We start from the raw sequence: 20,318 nt of genomic DNA on the forward strand, positions 1-20,318 counted from the left end.
TAAAAGAGGTGCTGTATGTGCAACGAAGTAATTGCATCGGATAATGAGATCGTTGGCGAATACGATTTGCATGATACTGAGCGCTGGGCGAGTGAGCCTCATCACACTCGTGTGAGAACGCCTTTTGAACGAGATCGTGCGCGAATCATACACTCATCTGCGCTACGTCGATTGGGTGCAAAAAGCCAGGTTTTAGTTGCGGGTTCGGATGATTTTGCTCGAACTCGCTTGACACATACTTTGGAAGTTGCGCAAATTGGTAGGCAAATTGCAGCAATGCTTGGATGCGATCCGGATGTTGTTGATTGCGCTTGCTTATCGCACGACTTAGGGCACCCACCATTTGGCCATAACGGAGAACGCGCGCTCGCAGAATTAGCGAAAAATATTGGTGGATTTGAAGGAAACGCACAAACTCTTCGCTTACTTACGCGCTTAGAACCGAAAGTTTTTCGCGAAAACGGTAGAAGTGCAGGAGTAAATCTTACGCGCGCAGCATTAGATGCTGCAGTGAAGTATCCGTGGGGATTAGAAGAAGCAAAAGCGCACGATAAAGGCGAGCGTGATTTGAAATTCTGTGTGTATCCGGATGATCGAGATGTGTTTGAATGGCTGAAAATTGGTGCTCCACGCGAAGCAAAACCAATGGAATGTCAAATAATGGATCTTTCAGACGACATTGCTTACAGTGTGCACGATATTGAGGATGCGATTGTAACTGGCGCTTTTAACCCTGCTTTAGTTGCGGATTCAAAAGTTGTAGATGAAGTTATTGAAGAAACCCATGCATGGTATGGTGAACGTTGGGATGTAGATAAACTTTTGGATGCTTTGAAACGTTTGCGCTCGCTTCACATGTTTCCTAATTCTTTCGACGGTTCTCGTCGAGCGCTAGCGCAGTTGAAAAATATTACTAGTGCTCTTATTGGTCGTTTTGCAAGCTCTGTTGAGCACGCTACGCGTGAGCGTTATGGCAACGGTCCGCTTGTTCGCTACCGCGCAAACCTTGTGATTCCGGAAAATACTTCCTACGAAATTGTGATGCTGAAAAGCTTAGCTGTGCACTTTATAATCGCTCCTCGCGAGCGTGAAGTTTATAAGCGCGAACAGAAAATTTTGACAGATTTAGTAGAAGTATTTATGAGCAAGTCGCCGCGCTCGCACGATGCAATGGAGGAAGTATTCGTGGGAGATTGGAACGAGTGCACTAACGATGATGAGCGTCTTCGTGTTGCAATCGACCAGGTGGCAAGTCTTACAGACGGTTCTGCTACAACTCTTCACGCGGCTTTGTGCTAGGTGCTTTTGCTAAGTGCTTTGTTCTGGGTGAGCTGTGAGTGTAGATTTGTTGTAAAGACTAAAGTGTGCGAAGAAGGTTGAGAATGTTTTGTGCAAATTGCGGGAATAATATTATTCCTGGAGAAAAATTCTGTGGTAACTGTGGTGCTTCTGTTTCATACGGGAATAACGTTGAACAATCTCAGCCTACGGAAGTGATGCAGCCTACTGGAGTAGAGCAGCCTACGGAAGTGATGCAGCCTGGAATTCAAATAGCTCAGCCTGAATATGCAACTCCGCTTATAAAAAATCGCAAACTAATTATTATAAGCGCATGCGTTATAGCAGCGGTTGCAATTATTGCGGCGGCAGTCTTCTTCTTTACTTTTCCGCATTTTCGTAAAGCAGCGCCATCTGAACGCATAGTCGTACCTAAAGCAAAAACTTCACAATCTGCGCAAGATGTTGTACGTGAACTGCAAGAAAAAGGTGTTGAAACTCGCTTAGTAAAAGATTTCGGAGGAAGTAAACCAGGTAATTTTGCGCGATATCAAAACGTAAAACCTGGGCAAGTTATTCGCGGGAATCACGTTGTAACGGTCGTTGAATCCAAAGGTCCTGGAATGCCGGAAAAGGGAGTGATTGGAAAAACTGTTGAAGAAGCAGCGCCTCTATTAAAATCAATGGGAGTTCCAGTAAAAGTTTACAAAGTAGCCTCACTTCATCCTGGAAAAATCGCCGCAACTAACCCAATGCCAGGAGAGCCTTTAGATGGAAATAAAGGAATCTTCATAGGCATTGGAGAAGAAGATAAATATCCTGATAGTGGCAGGTCTGTTCCTGTTGAATTATTCGATAAAGATAAAGACGAAGCGTACAAAATGATGTCTGATGAAGGATTCAAAGTTAGACTTGTACCAAAATATTCATCCCGAAAACACTTAGGCAAAATTGTTGGGTCTAATCTTGGATTAGGGCAATCACATAGGGGAGATACCGACATAACGCTTTACTATGGCGCTGATGCTTCTGAAACTAAGAAAATGTTTACTAGCAAGCGTGGATATGGTGAAAGTAATCAAGCAACTGTAGTTTCTACATTAGTTCCATTTGTTGGAAAATGGTGCACTAAATCTGGAGATTGCTTAGAGTTTGAACCTACAAATTATGATACAGAAATAGGCGAGAATACTAGAGTGCTTCTTCGTGGCACTCATGCTATGGATGATTTAGTAGATGATGAAAATAATAAAGATTATGCACACAGTTTCGGAATGTGGCAGTATACACAGCAATTATTGGGTGATGCAATTGATACTGATGATAGTGATGAAGATAAGAATTCTCTTCCTTTGCACAATACATTGATTTTTGGTGATTCTGGCATGACTGAAATATTTCGCGATGGTGGAGATCCTTATTGTGGCAATAAGGTATACAATGTGCATTCGGGGTTGTGTGTTAACGGACAATTCCAAGATTACCAAGATTTAGATAGCAATTATCCAGATTATTCTAGCAATAACTTTATTGATGTGCCGGGAGTAAATAAGGGTATAACGTATAAGATGCGCGCGTATTTTGTGCTTGTTCCGGTTAGTGCAAAGCTCGACGAACTAGAAGCAAGCGGATTCTTTAAAGGCAAAGGCAAGACTAAACCGGATATGGATCGTCCGTTTATTTTGCGCAGAGATCCTAAATATTACAGTAAATCAGAGATAACAGTTGCTTCAAAAGATGGTGATATGAGAGACAATCCTTTTGTTCCAACTTCTAAACATAAAGCAATACCTTTTGCTCCAGCTCCGGATGATTCAAACGTTTACTACCTAGTTGAGAAGCCGTTTGATTTTACTGGTTTCATTAAAGATCGGGAATTGTAAAGTAGCAAAAGATTACGAAAGATTGCGGAAGATGCGGCTTGCGCAACTATTTGCGATTTGTGCGTCTTCCGCTGATTTCGTAGCGTATTTTGTCGATATTATCGTTGATTTGGTGTTTTCGACAGTTTCGTCTCGTTTTGTTTATTTCACCAAGTGATTATGTGTTTTCGACGGTTTTGCATCAGTTATATGGTGAATTCTCGCAAATTTGCTGTCATTAATTTAGCCTGAAAATTATATAGCTTTGTTCTATTTTTCCTTCTACTTCATTCATTTTCTAGGGGGGGGTATTTTGTGATATAGGTCACATGTTTGACCCAAAGTTACACTAACATATTTTAGTGCAAAATTCTTCGCACGCTGTACGTGAGAAGGAAGAAGAAAGGAAAATTATGTTAAACAAGAAAGCTATCGCAGTATTCGCTGCTGCTGCAACTTTGCTATCCGGATTAGCTTTTTCTACTCCAGCGATGGCTGATGATTATTCCAATGATAGTCAAGAAGAAGATGTTGATAATTTGATTTTGGAAGTATTGTCTCGCGCAAATGAAATCGTTTCCGCAGGCGATACGAATGCTAAGGGGTACGCCGAAGCTAAAGCATTGTTGGAAGTAAATCATGAGATTTGCGAAGCTAAGGCTAAGTGGGTTGCAGCTTTAGATGAAGTTGATAACGCTTCTACAGAAGAAGAAAAAGCCGCAGCTCAGAATAAGGCAGATGAAGCTGAATCTTATTATCTTAGTTTGCACCATCCAAAGTTTGATGGCGCGCTCAATAGGTTTGTAGCTGCTATTGATTACTTCGGACATTCTCAAAAAAATTCTGAATCGGCTGACACTCAATCTGTAGATACTTCTATTCCGCATCGTGTCGATAATAGTAAAGCTGATAACAATAAGACTGATAGCGATAAGATTGATAGCAATAAGATTGATAGCAATAAGACTGCTAAACTTCCTAATACTGGTTCTTCTGTAGTTTTGGCTGCTGTCACTGCTTCCATGCTTGCCGGTATTGGTGCTGTTCTTTGCAAGAGTCGTCACTAAATAGTTTATTCGCTAATCTTTTCTCTAGTTATTTTTAGGTATTAATGCTTATAAATTGCATTTATAAATTGCATTTGTATCTGTTGTAATCAAGTAATTGATTTTAAGGCGGTGCGTAACGCAGTATATCCTGTGTTCGCATCGCCTATTTTTGTATTATGCTTTGGAAAAACGGTGAAAAGTGGCTGAAACACTAAAATTATATGCGCAATACCACTCGCCGCAGATTTGCGATAAGCTAGATAGCATGGTTGGAATGATTGTGAAAGAAGACATTGAGCGCGTGCGCGCTGCGGCAGATTTGTATGACATTGTGTCTGCAACAGTGACGCTTAAGCCTTCCGGAACTGGCACTTTTGTAGGTCTTTGCCCATTCCACGATGAAAAAACGCCAAGTTTTAGTGTGCGACCAAGCTTGGGAGTGTGGCATTGTTTTGGTTGCGGCGCTGGCGGCGACGTATTTAAGTACGTTGAGCAAAAAGAGAATATTGATTTTCGTGAAGCGGTCGAGTTTTTAGCAGATCGTTACCACATTGAGATGCATTATAAGCAGGAGCAAAATAGTGATTCTCAATCGCGCGGTTCTAAGCGAGCCAGGCTTTTAGAAGCAAATGAAGAAGCGCAAAAGTTTTTCGTTTCAAATCTCGGCACTCAAGAGGCAGCTCCTGCGCGCGAATTACTTGCAGGGCGAAACTTTACTCCGCAACAAAGTGCGCGTTTTTCTTGCGGTTACGCGCCTAAAGGCTGGGATAATTTAGTTAGATACTTAGCGAATAAAGGTTTTACGCGTCAAGAGCTTCTCGACGCTGGTCTCGCTAGACTCGGTCAGCGCGGAATATATGATTATTTCCGTGGCCGCTTAACTTGGCCTATTCGCGACTCGACTGGTCGAACTCTTGGCTTTGGTGCAAGAAAGCTTTATGATGACGATTCTATTAGCGCGAAATATATTAACACTCCCGATACTGCACTGTATCGAAAAACGCAAGTTCTGTACGGAATTGACTTAGCTAAGGCAAATATTGTAAAAAAGCGTCAAGTTGTAATTGTAGAGGGCTACACAGATGTAATGGCATGTCATTTGGCTGGTATTGATACTGCTGTTGCAACTTGCGGAACTGCGTTTGGCGTTGAGCATGCAAAAATTGTGCGCCGCCTTATTGCAGACGATTCTTTGGGGGCAATTCAGCTTGTTGGCCCACTGAAGGTGGATGGACAGTCTGTAAGTTCGCGCATCGTTTTTACTTTCGACGGTGATGCTGCAGGTCAAAAGGCTGCGCTACACGCTTTTGGTTTGGATTCTGCGTTTTTGACGCAAACTTTTGTTGCTGTAGCAGACAATAATCTCGATCCTTGCGATTTGCGTATTCAGCGCGGTGATGAGGCTGTGCGTTCGCTTGTTGCACATGCAAGTCCGCTATACGATTTCGTTATTGACACAGTAATTAATCGTTTTGAGACTTCGTACACTACTGGTCAAATGGGCGCTATAAAGGCTGTCGCTCCTCTTATTGCGCAAATTCGAGACCGTTCGCTGCTTGACTTGTATATGCGCAAAGCCGTGCGTTCAATTGGCGTTGATTTAGCTGTTATGCGCAATGAAGTTGAGTCTGCACGTAGACGTTTGAAAGTGCGTGACGACGATGCTTATGCGCAAAAGCATAACGTTATTCCAACTTTTGGTCAGCAAATTAATGACGACCGTAATGCAGGTTTTAAAGCTTCGCGCATGGAAATTATTAAAAGTTCTGCTAAAAATCAGCATTATTATCGTGTGGATGATGCTGTATTTATGTGCGAACAACAATTTATGGCGTTACTTTTGCAAGTTCCGCTTGCTTTTGATGAGAAATTGTTTGCGCAATTGACTTTGAATAATTTTATTACACCAGTATTTCGTACGCTGTTTCAAGCATTTGTAGCTGCAGGTGGATTGCCGGTTGGCAATGTTTCGCAAGGATTGTGGCTGCATATGATGACAAAAGCTGCAGGTCCTTTGCTTGAATCCGTTATTACAGAACTTTCTGTAATGCCGTTGCCGCTTCCTTCTCCTGCAGATACATTGGAAGATACCGGCAATCGACAGAATCAGCAAGTTTCAAACGGATCTCCTTCAGATCTTTTGCGGAAAGCTACGAGTGCAGAAAGTAAGTATGCAAACGAGCTGCTTATTCGCCTTCTTGATATCGGCTATATGCGTAGAATCGGTGCTGCTAGAGTGCGTATGGCGAAACTCAAGGATGGTCAGGAAAAGCTTGAACTTCTAGGAAAAATTACTTCAATGGAAGCGGCTCGCAAAAACTTACAATCGCAAATCATGTAGCCTTTCATGCAATCTTTTGTACAAAACTGTACTAACAAACAAAAGGCTACGTAATCTAGCGTGATTACGTAGCCTTTTGTTTGCAAAAATTTATTGAAACTCAGTTACTAAAGTCAATATCGCCGAGCTTTTCAATAAGCTTCATATTCTCACTGTAGTCAACTGGGCAAGAAATCACGTCGACGCCGCTTTCCTGATCCAGCGCTTCACGAAGCATGTTGTACAAATCCTCCGGTTTTTTAACAGCATGACCGCGCGCGCCAAAGCTTTCAGCTAGTTTTGGCACGTCCGGATTATGGAAATCAACGTACTCGTGCTCGCCTGCATGAAGCTCCATCTTCCACTTGATTAAGCCGTACGCGTTATCTTCCCAAACAAGAACTACCATTCGGCTGCCAACGCGCACTGCAGTTTCAATTTCCTGCACGTTCATCATAAAGCTTCCGTCGCCCATCACAGCCAAAACCGGTTTCGTGTTAATTTTGCCGGAATTATCGCGAATAAACGAAGCTCCAACAGCACCTGGAAGCGTCCAAGCCATAGTTGAAAGACTGTTGTCGATTATGCAAGTATTCGGGTGCATAGTTGGGTACAATCGTGCCATCCACATTTTAAGAGCGCCTGTATCTACAAGAACCTTCGTGCCTTCAGGAACAGCGCGGCGAATATCGTAAACTACGCGCTGTGGTTTCATTGGCATGCTTTCGTCGTTTTCGCAAGAATGTAATTCTTCCGTAAGTAGTTGTCGAATACGTGGGTGACTTACGTCAAAAGTAATGTTTCGTGTCTTTAATACTTCTGTAAGAGTTTTAAGCGTTTGGCCAATATTCGCCATAATATTCAGCGCAGTAGGGTAGTGTGCGTCGGTATCTTCCACAAAAGTATTGATGTGAATAATAGTTTTATCAATATTTGGGTTGATTTTCTTCGGGTCGAACTGCTGAATTGAGAAGCCGACAGCAATAATCAAATCAGCAGTGTCAAACGCGAAGTTCTCGTAATCGCGATGCATGAAGCCGACTACGCCAAGTGCATTCGGATGATTATCTGGGAAAACGCCCTTACCTTCGAAAGTAGTTGCAACTGGCACATTAAGCTGCTCAGCAAACGCAAGAAGCTGATCCTCAGCGTGAGAGCGCGCAACGCCGTTTCCAGCCAAAATAATAGGTTGCTTTGCTTGACTAATAATTTTCGCAGCTTCTTCAATAGTGTCTGGCGCTGGCATAATATGCAGCGGATGTGGAAGTGGAAGAGGCTTTGCGTTGTCAGGTGCTGGCATTTCGCTGATATCTTCCGGAATAACAAGGCATGTGGCTCCCGGACGGTTGCGACCGGCAATTGAGAAAGCTTTTCGAACCATTTCTGGCGCAGATTCTGGAGCAAGCATCATAGAAGACCATTGCGTAATTGGCTGGAAGAGTGCAACCAAATCAATAATTTGGTGAGATTCCTTATAAAGCCTAGAAACGTTACCTTGTGCGCAAATTGCTACAAGCGGTGTGGTGCTTGCGTTTGCTTGAGCTACAGGAAGTGTTAAATTCAATGCGCCAGGACCTAGAGTTGCCAAGCATACGCCTGGTTTTCCAGTAATATGAGCGTATGTCGCTGCCATAAAACCAGCGCCCTGCTCGTGGCGAGTAAGCACAAAACGAATTCGTCCATCGCGCTCAATTGCTTCAAGAAGCGGAATATTTTCCTCACCTGGAATACCGAATACTACTTCAACTCCTTCGTTTACCAAGCATTCAACAACTAAATCTGCAGTATTGCGCTTGTGGTTTTCACGAAGATGCATTTGACGAGCAAGTTTTTGTTCAAGCTTTTGATCTTCTGTTTTGTTTATTTCTGCCATAATTCGCTTCTTGTGTAGACAACAAATTCTTTGTTTTAATATGATATACGCAATCTTGTCTTTAAACGCAATTTTTGCGATGCGCGTGTCATAAAAAAGGGCGGAATTTTATGTTAGCTACTTTAGGCTAAATCACGCTATTAATAGTTGCTAATTTATTGTTATTGCAACGATTTTGTCGGGAATTTAACCCGATTGTGGGACTGGGTTTCTAGTATAATAGAGTCATTATGTCTATTGCGTTACGGAGGAATGATGAAGCGCTGGCTGTTGAATGTGGTCAAGTGTGAAACCATTCTTATTGTTGCCGCAATTTTGGCAGTTATTTCCTGTTTTTTGGTACCTCCAGATCCGCAATATTTGAGTTATATTCATCTCAACACTATTTCGCAATTAGTGTGCCTTATGATGGTTGTGTGCGGATTCCAGCGCATTGGTGTGTTTCGATCTATTGGTGCGCGTTTGCTAAGGCATGTGCGCACTGAGCGCGGCTTGGTGCTCGTGCTTATGTCGTTAACATTCTTTTCGGCAATGTGGATTACGAACGACGTTGCTCTCGTAACTTTTGTGCCTTTTGCACTATCTGTGCTCGTAATGGCGAATGCTGAAAAGCAGTCAATTCTTGTAATTACGCTTATGACTATTGGTGCCAATGTTGGAAGTATGCTCACTCCTATTGGCAATGCTCACAATCTGTATTTAAAGGCGTTGACTCATATGTCTACGCAAGATTTTTTGAAGATTATGGCGCCTTATACGATTACAGCAGCACTGTTGATGATTGTATTTGCATTCGTATTCTTTAAGTCGCGCACAGTTGACCAGTTTGCAGGTTTGCATGGTGACGATATTGAGCAAAGCGTGTTGGCCCCTTCACATGGTCATCCGCAGCCTGATGAAATTCGTGTTATGGGTTACGGCATGAGTTTTACTCGCTGGCGTGTTACTGTTTATAGTTTGCTGTTTGTTGTTTGTTTGTGTGGTGTTAGTGGATGGATTCCTGACTGGATTATGGTGCTCATTATGGTTGCAGCTTTCCTTGTTTGCGACCGCCACGTATTCCGTGTTTTAGATTGGGCTTTGCCACTTACGTTTATTATGTTCTTTGTTTTTATTGGCAATATGCGTCGAGTTTCTGGATTTAGCGATCTTGCGCAAATGTGGGTTGGTACGCATCCGATGGAAGTTTCTATTGCTTCAAGCCAATTTATTAGCAACGTGCCGACGACGATTCTGCTTTCTGGATTCTGTGATCAGTGGAAGCTTCTTATTATTGGCACGAATCTTGGTGGAATGGGTACTTTGATTGCTTCTATGGCTTCGCTTATTTCTTATAAGGGAATTACACACCAGTATTCGCATTACCGTGGGCGTTATTTGCTCACGTATACTATTGTCAATGTGTTCTTCCTTGCAGTGTTGATGTCACTTGCGTGGATTATTGAATAACAATTTTTATATAAACGTTTGATATTTATAATTTTATGGCGCGTTGATAGTAGTTTTTTGGTATAATAACCATTTGTTTGCCTCTGTAGCTCAAAGGATAGAGCAACGGCCTTCTAATCCGTTGGTTGCGCGTTCGAGTCGCGTCGGGGGCACTTTTACGAAGCCCGAAATTATAAGAATTTCGGGCTTTTTAAAAGTGCCGAGCTTGCTCAAGGTTGAAAGCACGGTGTGCTTTCAACGCAAGCGAGGTCTGCCTTCGTCAGTAAAGACGAAGGCAGAACAGATTAGTATGTAATATTTGCAGGAAATTCTCCTGAATTCGTAGGTGTGGACGAGTAAGTTTTGTGTGAGTCGTGTTCACTATGAAATCTTGAAATCGCATAGTGCATTTCAAGATTTCATAGTGCCGAGCTTGCTCGGGGTGCAAAGCACGGTGTGCTTTGCACGCAAGCGAGGTCTGCACGCGTCAATAAGACGCGTGCAGGTTACTTATCTTCTTCGCGGCAGCTTTCGCATAAGCCGAATACTTCTAGCGTATGATCCACCACAGTATACCCGTGAGATTCAGCTACTTTATGAATCCAGCCTTCGTCGTCAGGCGGCTCAATATCAACAGTTTTTCCGCAACGTTCGCAAACTAAATGATGGTGGTGCGTATTCTCGTCGCAAATGCGGAATAATTGCTGACCGTTAAAACGCACTGTGTCTACTTCGCCGCTTTGAGTTAAAGAATTAAGTTGACGATACACTGTTGCTAAGCCAATAATCTCCCCGTCTTTGGCGAGTATTCTGTGCAAATCTTGTGCAGAAACAAAATTACGAGACTCGCGTAAGTAGGAGAGTACTATTTCTTTTTGTTTTGTATGTCTACGCATAGGCTCACTAGACATTTCGCATCCTTTCGTCGTTTTTAGTCTAGTTCGTCGTCCCAGCAGCCTGTTGCATCTAATGCGGCAGCGGCGTCAACAGGATTATCGCATAGCACAGTAATATGACCCATTTTGCGATTCTTACGAACTTCAGCTTTTCCATAATCGTGTATATGCCATTCTGGATGTTCCAAAATCAGCGAACGCGTAGGAGCCACATGTTGTCCAAGAACATTTACCATAACAGCAGGGGAAAGTAGCTTAGGCTTCTTTAAAGGCCAACCAACAATACCGCGAATATGTGCTTCAAATTGATCCATATCGCAAGCTTCAATCGTATAATGCCCGGAATTGTGAGGGCGAGGAGCGAGTTCGTTTACTACTACGCGATTATCTTTAGTGATGAAAAGCTCAATTCCTAATGTTCCTGCTAGTTCGAATCCTTTAGCTAAGCGCAAAGCTAATTCGTGAGCTGTTTTTTCAACTTCAGGATCAACTACTGCAGGAGCTAAAGTCATGTGCAAAATACTATTGTGATGCACGTTTTTTACTAGAGGATAAGTTACGAAATCCTTACCATTTCCAGAAACCAGGATCGATGCTTCAAAAGCAAAATCAACGAAACCCTCGAGAATTGAAGGAGGGAATTTTCCTCCGCGATCCGAGCGATGGTGAATGTTAGCAACGTCTTCTTCTGTACGCAAAACATCTTGGCCATGACCGTCGTAGCCGCCGCGACGAGTTTTAAGAATTGCTGGCAAGCCTATTTCGTCAATAGCAGTATCTAAGTCGTCTAAATTATTTACTTCACGCCACGGAGCTGTTTCGATTTTATGACTATTAATGAACGTTTTTTCACTGACGCGATCTTGAGTTACGCGTAACAGGTCAGTTCCTTGTGGGATTGCGGTTAAATGACGAACTTTATCAAGTGCGTCTGCGTTAACATTTTCAAATTCGTAAGTTAATACATCGCAACGTTCAGCAAGCTCACGCAAGCCTTCAGGATCGTCGTAATTAGCTTCAACCTGCAAATCTGCTACTTGGAACACAGGGCAGTCAAGCGTAGGATCAAGAACACCAATACGAAAACCCATATGGCGAGCTGCAATAGCCATCATGCGCCCTAACTGGCCGCCACCAATAATTCCAATAGTGGATCCTGGCATTAAACGTTCAACAGCGCCATTAGTTACTTCAGATAAGGTTGGCATTTGATTCCTCGACTTTTTCTTTTAGTTCATTGCGATATTCTGCTAGTTCTTTAGCAAGACGATTATCAGTTGTGCTTAGAATGCTCACAGCAAGCAATCCAGCATTTGTTGCTCCAGAGTTTCCAACTGCAGTAGTTGCAACAGGAATACCTCCTGGCATTTGTACTATTGAAAGCAATGAATCCCAGCCTGATAGCGCATGCGAGCGTACTGGCACTCCAATAACAGGAAGCGTGGTTTGTGCCGCAATCATGCCAGGCAAGTGGGCAGCTCCGCCGGCTCCAGCAATAATAATTTTGAAACCGTTTGAGCGAGCATTATGCGCAAAATCTGCCATTAATTCTGGTGTACGATGTGCGGAAATAACTCGTTTCATATACGGAACTTGGAATTTATCTAGAATTTCACAAGCATGACGCATGGTTTCCCAATCACTTGAGGATCCCATTACGACAGCGACGGTTGGCTTTACTTCTGACACGATGAACCTCCCTGACGTGCACTTGTTACTTTACGCAACACTAGGGAGAACTCGCCGAAGTTTATCTAAAACTTAACAAATTATTTGTTCGCTTCGCTACTTTTTGGACGCAACGATTTTACCATTTCTAGTATTTGTTTAGGATTAGCTTCCGGTAAATAGGCGTGAGTCACAGCTAGTGAAATCTGAGCTAATTTTGCAGAATCCATGTAGCAGACATATACGGAACTTGCGGATGGTTGGAATTTTTTCTTGAAGAAATATAGCGATTTGAACCCATAAGCTGGTTCCAAAATGTCAGACATCATTTCTAGCGCATGATTAATAACGTTAGAAGATTTTTGACCATTTTCGTTCAATGTGTCTTCGTTTATGCCAGCTAGAGGTGCTGCAGAAAGGCTCATAAATTCTACAGAACAGTCTGGGTTTTCTAATCCTTCATCTCTTAAACGTTCTGCCATTCTAGCAATTAATAATTCCATAATCCCATTAGGACTATCTGTGCGGTGACGCATAAAATCAAGTGTCCAACCAATGATTCTATTATTCCTATACGTTGGCATCCAGCTAGTTACTCCAAGTACCCTGCCGTCTTCATTAATAGCGTATAAAATTTTGACGCGGTTATCCTGAAGTTCGTCAAGTCCACCGAGAGTAAATTTCATTTCTGGAAGAGCTTTTAACTCTGCCCATTCTTCTGAAATTTCTACAATTTGTTGCTGTATGTCCCAAGAGGCTTCGTTATAAGTTGTAAGTACGTCGGCAATTCCATCTCGTTTTGCTTTGTTTATAGCTGTACGAATATCTTGCCATTTTTTCCCTCGCGTCTGCCAAGCATTAGGGTCTACTAGCATGTCTGTTCCGACTTTAATAGAAGTAAATCCAAGTTTTTCTAGTTCTTGACGCGTTTTATCGTGCACAGCATAGAATGCTGGAGACCACGAATTTTGTTCGCATAATTTAATAAATCCTCGAATATCTTGCGAATATTCTTTTTCATCTCCAAAAGGCTCTGTAAGAGTGAGTGCAATACCGTAATTTAGTCTATAGGCGATTGCAGATTGCCCGCTTTGAGAGAACCAATAATGGTTATTTGCCCAAGTCGTCATAAAGCTCATTGTGTTTCCGCCAAGTTCTACTAATGAGCTTGCTTTTTTTCTATCGTTTTCGCTTGTAGAGATGCTGCTGCGGAACCACGTAAAGCAGACAATAAACAATATTGCCCAGAATATCACGCCCACGCTTTGTGCTAGTAAAGAAGATAGAGGTGTTTCAGTGCGAAGCATTGCGTTAGATCTGTTTCCAAATCCCATAGGCATCCAGCGCCCTGGTAAATCTCGCAATAAGTGGTAAACATCAGCAGATGGAGTAAATTCTTCAGGTATCATAAGACCAAAAGCAACATATCCAGCGCCAGTTATGTACAATGCTATAAAAATCGCTATTAGTCCCAAACGTGCCTGTAGTTTGCTCGTATGAACAGAAAAATGCTTTAAATTAATTATCAACAAAATAGTAAGCAATAATGGTGGGAGAGCTGTAAGCATAAAAGCAACAGCAACAGCATTATGTTGATGTTCCAAAATATTTTGTTTTGTGGCAATTAAAGGCAAAACAGTGAAATACATTCCTGCATATAGCACAGTTAGTGCGTTTATAAATATAGAAGTTAATGCAGCTAGTCTACGCCCTCGTAACATTCCCCACGCAATAATCATCAGTGTGATGCTTGGTAATAGAATGCGAATCCATAATCCGCCAATTGCAGCGTGATGTAGACCTGAATGAAGAAAACAATTATTTGTGCTGTAATTTGTCATGCATCGCGTAAGCCATGTTTTAGAGCCTAGTTGCGGTGACATAAACAAACCAAGAGTAGTAAGAATTCCTGCGTGAGAGCGCGAAGATAATGCCAACACTGGACCTAATGCAATAATGCTCTGAGCTACTGCAAAAAGCCTGCGAATTTCGTAATCTGTACCTTCCCACCAGTTTACACTTCGTTTAACGCCTTTTGTTTTGCTCATAATATTGCCGATGATGTGCCCTGTAAGGGCTGCAATAATAGTGCAATAATCGCCAGGATTTCCACTATAAAGAAGCATTGCTGAAGTAGTAGCGTATCCAATTACTAAAGTTCTTCTGCGCCACAAAATAGATTCGTAAGATGCAGAAGCCATAAAAGCGCCAATAAACAGTGTGAATGGAGATAGTCGAATAGGAATCTTGGTAATCCAATGCATGTTTCGAATAATGATTGAAAGATTACCTATGATTGTTAATCCTACAATTATGCCAACAAGTGTGCTAAATATTGCAATATAAATAATATTGAGTCTACTTATACGAGTTTCTGCAACGCCAATAAGTACGGCAACAAGTAAACAATTAACCATAAGAGATGGCATATTATTTACGAAAATAAGCGAATGACATACTTTTATCAGCAGCTCTGTGACGTTTCCGTGCCCGAAGAATAGGCTTGGACCTTTTGAGCGATGATGCCGCATAAACAATTGTGCAAGAGTAGCGCTTGTGCCATAAGTATAAAAATGCATAAGCGTTAATACAACCCAATGTATGCAATTTATAACAATAAAAATGCACGTAAGTGTTAATGCAAAAACTTTATGTTGCATCCAAGCTATGAAATCGTGCATCAATATTTTTGTATGTCGAATTGCTGAATGTTTAGAATCAGAATCATTTTTCTTACAGCGTTTATGAAAGAAAGACAGCATCATATTAGTCTCGATTCACTTGCTGGTTGACAAGAATTTGTACATTTGGGTAGGTATTAAGTTTTGGCGCAGTGCTTGAAATACCTGTTTTTTTGCAGAATTGATCAATTGCTATTTTTAATCCAGCTTTTACTGTGTGCCAATCATGACCATTGCCTTGAGAAAGCATGGTTATAACGTTCATTCCAGCGCGATGTGCGCTTAGTGCGATGGTTGCCTGATTTGCTTGAGATTTAGTATCCCATGATCCCGCAATAGCGTAATAATTTTGTTTCAAAGGAGCATTTTTACGCATTATCACACTAGGTACGTGTCGCTCATATTCTGATGTGTTTCCATTGAAATAATGATTAATTGTTTCTTGGCGATTCTTATATGTTGGTTCTAGTTCCCCTCCGGCAGAAAAAATGTTTCCAAATATATCAGGGTGAGATGGAACTAGTTGCGTTGAGCAAGTGCCTCCTTGTGAGAAGCCGCCCATAAGCCACATTTTAGGATCTTTGCTTACTGGCAAATGTTTGCGTATCCATTTAGGAACATCATTAATTAAATATGTTTCTGCTTTGCCGAACACATGTGTATCCGCACACAGAGAATTATGCGAAGATTCACCATTTTGGTCAGGGGCTACAACAATAGGTGCAAGACCGTAGTGATCTTTCGCGTAATTGTCTAAAGTATTTGCAATATCGCTTGCTGCAAAAAAGTGATTAGGGCTACCAGGTTGTCCTGCGAACATGACCATAACTGGCAGTTTTGGTGGTTTTTTAACAAGTGCAGCAGGTGGCAAGTATACGTTCGCTATTCTAGCATTGAAATGTGAAGCAGTGTTAGGGATATAAACTGAACGAACAATACCTTTTTTAGGAAGTTTTGGCAGTTTTTGTTGGGCTGCTAACTCTCTCCACTGCTTAATACTAGAGGATGCGGATTTTTGCTTATTAACTTCTAGTTTTGGAAAACCGCCCATTCCAAATATTGAACCTATTGTCGTGTATTCCCCATAAATCATGTCTACATGAAGAGCTGTGCTTGCTAACGTCAAGATAATAGCTATTACTGCAACTAGTTTCCTCCATTTGTGTAAGAAAACAAGTGCTGTTGCTGCAAAACCTATAAGCCCGAAGCCGCATGCAATAGAAAAAATAACGAGCCATCCAAGACTTACTCCGAATACAAGAAACACGTCAGAAATAAGCCAAGCAATTATTCCACCGACAAAAAATGTTATGACACCTATTGCAAGCTGTATTAGTAAGTGGAACATTTTCTTGCCGCGTTTTGTTTTCATAAAAAGCAACAAGACTAAAGAAATACCATTTACGCTAAAAAGGCTTATTGGTAGCCATCCTTGCAAAAGACTCACTTTTGCCAATTGCAGCATGTTTGACTCCTATACTTTCTAGTCTAATTTGCGTACCAGTTACCAATCTAAGCGACATATACGCACGGTAATTGCCCAACCTAGTAATGTAATGCTAGTATCTGAAATTTTCCTCAATATTTGTTTTATTTTTTATTATTTATTCTATTTAAATAATAAATATCGAAACATATATTGTAATCAGTCCTAAGTATTAAAATCGCTATTTTTCTTGTTTCAATGCATTGTTAAAAAGTTATGACGATAGCAATAAGTAAACTTGCACATTATTAGTAATAATTAGTACGTGTGTGATTTATTGAGGATAGTATGAAGTCATTTTTGCGCTTGAAAGTTCCGTATTGGCTGTATGCATTTCTTTTCTTTGTTATTGACGGCATGTCGGTAATTATTGTGCAAATGGGTGTGCAGCGCGCTGGAAGAGTTGAGATGACTTCTGCAATGTCTGGTGGACGTTGGGGATTAATAACTAAAACTTGGAGAGAACTTAATTTTGTTATTGTTCTTAGTGCGCTCGTCGTTGCGATGATATACGGTTTAATCCTTTTGATTAGTAACCGATTTTGGATATCAAGTGCGATAATTCTAAGTGTTTCATTGCTTATTGCTGTTATTGAATATATGAAAGTAAATGTTCGTTATGAAACTATTCTTCCTGCGGACTTAAACTTTTTAAAAAGTAACACTGGTAATGTCGCTTCATTTTTGCCAGATAATGCTCCTATGGTCATTGGTGTTGCTTTAGGCGTTTTTATTTTGCTTTTAGTTACAACTGTTTGCTTACACATATTTGATACAAATCATGGAAAGATTGTGCGATTTAAAGATTGGCGCTATTCTGCTGGCATTCGTGTTGCAATTGCGTTGATTTTAATAGGGAATTTAAGCTGGTATATTGGCGGCGTTGGCACAGTTGACTCTTCGGCTAATGTTTTTTCTAAAATGCTTGGTGACAGTCCTGCTATGTGGGATTCTGTTTATGATGCTCAACGCAATGGTGCTATTGTGGCATTTTTGCGTAATGTAAATCCTAAAATTATGGATAGGCCGGCTGATTACAGTGAAGAAACTATGAAGGCTGTATACAAGCGTTATAACGATGAAGCTAAACGTATAAATCGTTCTCGTACAACAAATATGAACGATAATACTTTTATTCTTATTTTGTCTGAATCGTTCTCTGATCCTACTCGTGTTCCTGGTTTGAGGTTGAACAAGAATCCAATACCATTTATTAGCAATTTGAAGAAGCATACGGATAGTGGTTTGATGCTTTCTTCTGGTTACGGTGGCGGTACTGCAAACCTAGAGTACATGTCTTTAACTGGTTTGAGCATGGCTAATTTTGATCCTTCAATGACTAGTCCGTATCAGCAGTTGGTTCCTAATGCTCAATGGTCTCCAACTATTAATCAATATTGGGATGATTCTCGTAATTCTATTAAATCTATAGCTTTCCACCCGTATGAGCCGAGCATGTATTTGCGCGCTACTAATTACAAAAAGTTTGGATTTAGTAAGTTCTATGCATTGCAAGGACCTGATGTTATTGCTCACCGTGATGTGCTAGATAAATCGCCGTATGTTTCTGACGCATCAGCATATAAGAGTGCGTTAGAAAAGATTAAAGAACATAAGCAACCTAGGTTCGTACAAATTGTTACTATGCAAAACCACATGCCTTATAGGGATTGGTATGCGAATAATGAATTCGAAGCGTCTTCTAAAGATAGTGCCGCTGATCTTGGTGATGATGAAAAAACTTCTATTGAAACGTATGCTAAGGGTGTGCAGCACACTGATGAAGCAACGCAAGCGTTTTTGAAGAGTTTGGATAAACTGAATAAGCCTATTACTGTTATGTTTTATGGTGACCATTTGCCAGGAATTTACGGTACTGCAAGTTCGGATGAAAAGAATTCATTGTCTTTGCATTTGACTGATTATTTTATTTGGTCAAATAAAGTTGCTTTGGAGCGTAAAGAGCGTAGTGAGAAAAAATCTTCAAACAAAAATGTAGAGCATTCTAATACAAGTAAAGATGTAGATCGTACTAATAAGTATTCTTCGCCTAACTTCTTTATTTCTCAGGCTGCTTTACATATGAACGCTAAAGTTTCTCCGTATCTTGCTTTCTTAACTCGTCTGCATGAGCATGTGAGTGCTATGGAGCCTCCTGTTGTAAATACTATTCAAGGCTGGGATAGAATTCCTGAAGGACAATCAATTTATTTGGATAACGATGGTAATCCGATGATTTTGTCTAAGATGGATAAGAAGTCACGTCAACTTCTTCACGACTATCGCTTAATACAATACGATATTACTGCTGGAAAGCATTATTTGCGTAATACTGATTTTATGAAATTACCGCGCTAAAAGTTAGTTTGATAATTAAAATGCCCCTCGTTTGTATTTGATAAATATTATTTTTCAAATAGCGAGGGGCTTATTGATTTGCAGTTTGTTAATGAAAACTATATTTAATTAACAAACTATTTTAAAGCTTTTTCTGCGATATCATGCCTAAAGAACATGTGCGGAAGATTAAGCTTATCTAATATGCTGTAGACGTTGTTTTGAGCGTCTTTTACGTCGTCTCCATGCACTTGTACAAGAGCTACTCTGCCTGAAGAAGTAAGAAGTTTTCCGCTTTCTTCATCGCTTTTTACTCCTGCATAATACACGTGCTGACCTTGGTTTTCGTCAACAGGAATTTGAGGAAGTTGAGTTCCAGTAACTAAAGTGCCAGGGTAGCCTTCGCTAGCAATGATCACGCCGAGCGTAACACCGCTATTTTTCCAAGTAAAAGTCGGATTTTTATGCTGCAAAATATTCCATATAGCTGCACCAAAATCTGAAGTAAGGCGAGGAAGTACAACTTCTGTTTCTGGGTCTCCAAAACGAGCATTAAACTCAATAACTTTAGGACCTGTTGCTGTATCAATTAAGCCAGCATAAAGCACGCCGGTAAAAGGCGTACCCTCTTTAGCTAGTCCTTCAACAGTTGGGCGCACAATTTCGTCGATAGCACGCTGAACTGTTTCGTTGCTAATTTGTGGCACAGGGCTATAAGCTCCCATGCCGCCAGTATTTGGTCCTTTGTCTCCGTCGTAAGCGCGCTTGTGATCTTGAGAAATAGGCATAACCCAAAAATCAGTTCCGCTTACAAAACTCATAAGTGAAAACTCTTGGCCTTGCAAAAATTCTTCAATAACGACTTTTGCTCCAGCTTGACCAAAACGATGATCGACGAAAATATCCTCCAAAGCATCAACTGCTGTTTGCTCATCCATAGCAACAGTAACGCCTTTTCCAGCAGCCAAACCGTCCGCTTTAATAACAATTGGAGCACCATGCTCAAGAACGTATGCGCGTGCTGTCTCCAAAGCGTCAAATGTTTTGTAGGAGGCGGTTGGAACGTTGTGACGAGCCATAAGCTTTTTTGCGAAATCTTTAGAGCCTTCAATTTGAGCTGCGGCTTTGTTTGGACCAAAAGCGGCAATTCCATGCGCTTCAAAATCGTCAACAATGCCATTCATAAGCGGAACTTCAGGACCAATGAACGCAAAATCGTAGTTATTGTCTTTAACGAACTTAATAAGAGCGTCATGATCTGATTGACTTATGTTTGCAGTTTGAATGCCATCTGCTGCAATACCAGGATTTCCAGGAGCAACAGTTACTTCTTCAACGCTTTCTCCTTTAAGTAGCGCGTGTGCAATAGCGTGTTCGCGAGCGCCAGAACCAACTACTAAAACTTTCATTTTTAATCCTTTATTGCTTTAAGATTTCGCT

At 41.2% G+C, this 20,318-nt stretch carries 13 protein-coding genes and 1 tRNA gene; 7 read left to right on the plus strand and 7 right to left on the minus strand.

What is annotated here, in order from left to right; genetic code table 11:
* Window positions 1–15: 15 nt before the first annotated feature.
* From HXT29_RS00875 to dnaG, 4 genes are all read left to right on the plus strand, one after another.
* Complete coding sequence (locus tag HXT29_RS00875; RefSeq protein ID WP_004106024.1) at window positions 16–1,299, plus strand: deoxyguanosinetriphosphate triphosphohydrolase; 1,284 nt, start codon at window positions 16–18, stop codon at window positions 1,297–1,299.
* 83 nt (window positions 1,300–1,382) lie between these two features.
* Complete coding sequence (locus tag HXT29_RS00880) at window positions 1,383–3,161, plus strand: zinc-ribbon domain-containing protein (protein WP_422118388.1); 1,779 nt, start codon at window positions 1,383–1,385, stop codon at window positions 3,159–3,161.
* 392 nt (window positions 3,162–3,553) lie between these two features.
* The gene (locus tag HXT29_RS00885) at window positions 3,554–4,207 is read left to right on the plus strand and encodes a hypothetical protein (protein ID WP_032842434.1); all 654 of its coding nucleotides are present in this window, start codon (window positions 3,554–3,556) and stop codon (window positions 4,205–4,207) included.
* Window positions 4,208–4,388: 181 nt separating this feature from the next.
* The gene (gene dnaG / locus HXT29_RS00890; protein WP_407645738.1) at window positions 4,389–6,530 is read left to right on the plus strand and encodes a DNA primase; all 2,142 of its coding nucleotides are present in this window, start codon (window positions 4,389–4,391) and stop codon (window positions 6,528–6,530) included.
* A gap of 100 nt (window positions 6,531–6,630) precedes the next feature.
* Here dnaG and HXT29_RS00895 read toward each other — a convergent pair whose 3' ends face one another.
* Window positions 6,631–8,325, minus strand: a complete 1,695-nt coding sequence (locus HXT29_RS00895) for an acetolactate synthase large subunit (protein WP_032835521.1) — start codon at window positions 8,323–8,325, stop codon at window positions 6,631–6,633.
* 312 nt (window positions 8,326–8,637) lie between these two features.
* Here HXT29_RS00895 and HXT29_RS00900 point away from each other — a divergent pair, with 312 nt between their 5' ends.
* A complete protein-coding gene (locus HXT29_RS00900; RefSeq protein ID WP_032842435.1) occupies window positions 8,638–9,831 on the plus strand; it encodes an SLC13 family permease in 1,194 nt (397 codons plus the stop codon).
* A 79-nt stretch (window positions 9,832–9,910) separates the two neighbouring features.
* A tRNA-Arg gene (locus HXT29_RS00905) sits at window positions 9,911–9,983 on the plus strand.
* 333 nt (window positions 9,984–10,316) lie between these two features.
* Here HXT29_RS00905 and HXT29_RS00910 read toward each other — a convergent pair.
* From HXT29_RS00910 to HXT29_RS00930, 5 genes are all read right to left on the minus strand, one after another.
* On the minus strand, window positions 10,317–10,721 hold the full coding sequence (locus HXT29_RS00910) for a Fur family transcriptional regulator (RefSeq protein ID WP_004106002.1): 405 nt from the start codon (window positions 10,719–10,721) through the stop codon (window positions 10,317–10,319).
* Window positions 10,722–10,741: 20 nt separating this feature from the next.
* Window positions 10,742–11,914, minus strand: coding sequence for a 5-(carboxyamino)imidazole ribonucleotide synthase (gene purK / locus HXT29_RS00915; protein ID WP_004106000.1), 1,173 nt, complete (start codon window positions 11,912–11,914; stop codon window positions 10,742–10,744).
* A complete protein-coding gene (purE, locus tag HXT29_RS00920; RefSeq protein WP_217430206.1) occupies window positions 11,898–12,362 on the minus strand; it encodes a 5-(carboxyamino)imidazole ribonucleotide mutase in 465 nt (154 codons plus the stop codon). Before purE ends, purK begins: the two co-directional genes overlap by 17 nt.
* Window positions 12,363–12,475: 113 nt before the next feature.
* A complete protein-coding gene (locus HXT29_RS00925) occupies window positions 12,476–15,139 on the minus strand; it encodes a bifunctional lysylphosphatidylglycerol flippase/synthetase MprF (RefSeq protein WP_004105995.1) in 2,664 nt (887 codons plus the stop codon).
* A 1-nt stretch (window position 15,140) separates the two neighbouring features.
* Window positions 15,141–16,520 carry an alpha/beta hydrolase gene (locus tag HXT29_RS00930; protein WP_004118926.1) on the minus strand — a complete coding sequence of 460 codons (1,380 nt, stop codon included), beginning with the start codon at window positions 16,518–16,520 and terminating at the stop codon, window positions 15,141–15,143.
* Between the two features lie 309 nt (window positions 16,521–16,829).
* Between HXT29_RS00930 and HXT29_RS00935 the strand changes: the two genes are divergently transcribed.
* On the plus strand, window positions 16,830–18,899 hold the full coding sequence (locus HXT29_RS00935) for an LTA synthase family protein (RefSeq protein ID WP_004118929.1): 2,070 nt from the start codon (window positions 16,830–16,832) through the stop codon (window positions 18,897–18,899).
* A gap of 116 nt (window positions 18,900–19,015) precedes the next feature.
* On the opposite strand, the gene purD is transcribed toward HXT29_RS00935, so the two are convergent.
* Window positions 19,016–20,287 carry a phosphoribosylamine--glycine ligase gene (gene purD / locus HXT29_RS00940; protein WP_415696150.1) on the minus strand — a complete coding sequence of 424 codons (1,272 nt, stop codon included), beginning with the start codon at window positions 20,285–20,287 and terminating at the stop codon, window positions 19,016–19,018.
* Between the last annotated feature and the right edge of the window lie 31 nt (window positions 20,288–20,318).

The organism is Gardnerella sp. DNF00550 (assembly GCF_049262685.1).
GTDB classification, from domain to species: domain Bacteria; phylum Actinomycetota; class Actinomycetes; order Actinomycetales; family Bifidobacteriaceae; genus Bifidobacterium; species Bifidobacterium leopoldii.

What these genes read in the sequence shown, in the direction of transcription:
- HXT29_RS00885 (WP_032842434.1), top strand. Translation starts at nt 3,554, where the DNA reads ATGTTAAACAAGAAAGCTATCGCAGTATTCGCTGCTGCTGCAACTTTG.
- HXT29_RS00930 (WP_004118926.1), bottom strand. Translation starts at nt 16,520, where the DNA reads ATGCTGCAATTGGCAAAAGTGAGTCTTTTGCAAGGATGGCTACCAATA.
- purD (WP_415696150.1), bottom strand. Translation starts at nt 20,287, where the DNA reads ATGAAAGTTTTAGTAGTTGGTTCTGGCGCTCGCGAACACGCTATTGCA.
- HXT29_RS00900 (WP_032842435.1), top strand. Translation starts at nt 8,638, where the DNA reads ATGAAGCGCTGGCTGTTGAATGTGGTCAAGTGTGAAACCATTCTTATT.
- purK (WP_004106000.1), bottom strand. Translation starts at nt 11,914, where the DNA reads ATGCCAACCTTATCTGAAGTAACTAATGGCGCTGTTGAACGTTTAATG.
- HXT29_RS00910 (WP_004106002.1), bottom strand. Translation starts at nt 10,721, where the DNA reads ATGTCTAGTGAGCCTATGCGTAGACATACAAAACAAAAAGAAATAGTA.
- HXT29_RS00895 (WP_032835521.1), bottom strand. Translation starts at nt 8,325, where the DNA reads ATGCATCTTCGTGAAAACCACAAGCGCAATACTGCAGATTTAGTTGTT.
- HXT29_RS00925 (WP_004105995.1), bottom strand. Translation starts at nt 15,139, where the DNA reads ATGATGCTGTCTTTCTTTCATAAACGCTGTAAGAAAAATGATTCTGAT.
- HXT29_RS00880 (WP_422118388.1), top strand. Translation starts at nt 1,383, where the DNA reads ATGTTTTGTGCAAATTGCGGGAATAATATTATTCCTGGAGAAAAATTC.
- HXT29_RS00875 (WP_004106024.1), top strand. Translation starts at nt 16, where the DNA reads ATGTGCAACGAAGTAATTGCATCGGATAATGAGATCGTTGGCGAATAC.
- HXT29_RS00935 (WP_004118929.1), top strand. Translation starts at nt 16,830, where the DNA reads ATGAAGTCATTTTTGCGCTTGAAAGTTCCGTATTGGCTGTATGCATTT.
- purE (WP_217430206.1), bottom strand. Translation starts at nt 12,362, where the DNA reads ATGGGATCCTCAAGTGATTGGGAAACCATGCGTCATGCTTGTGAAATT.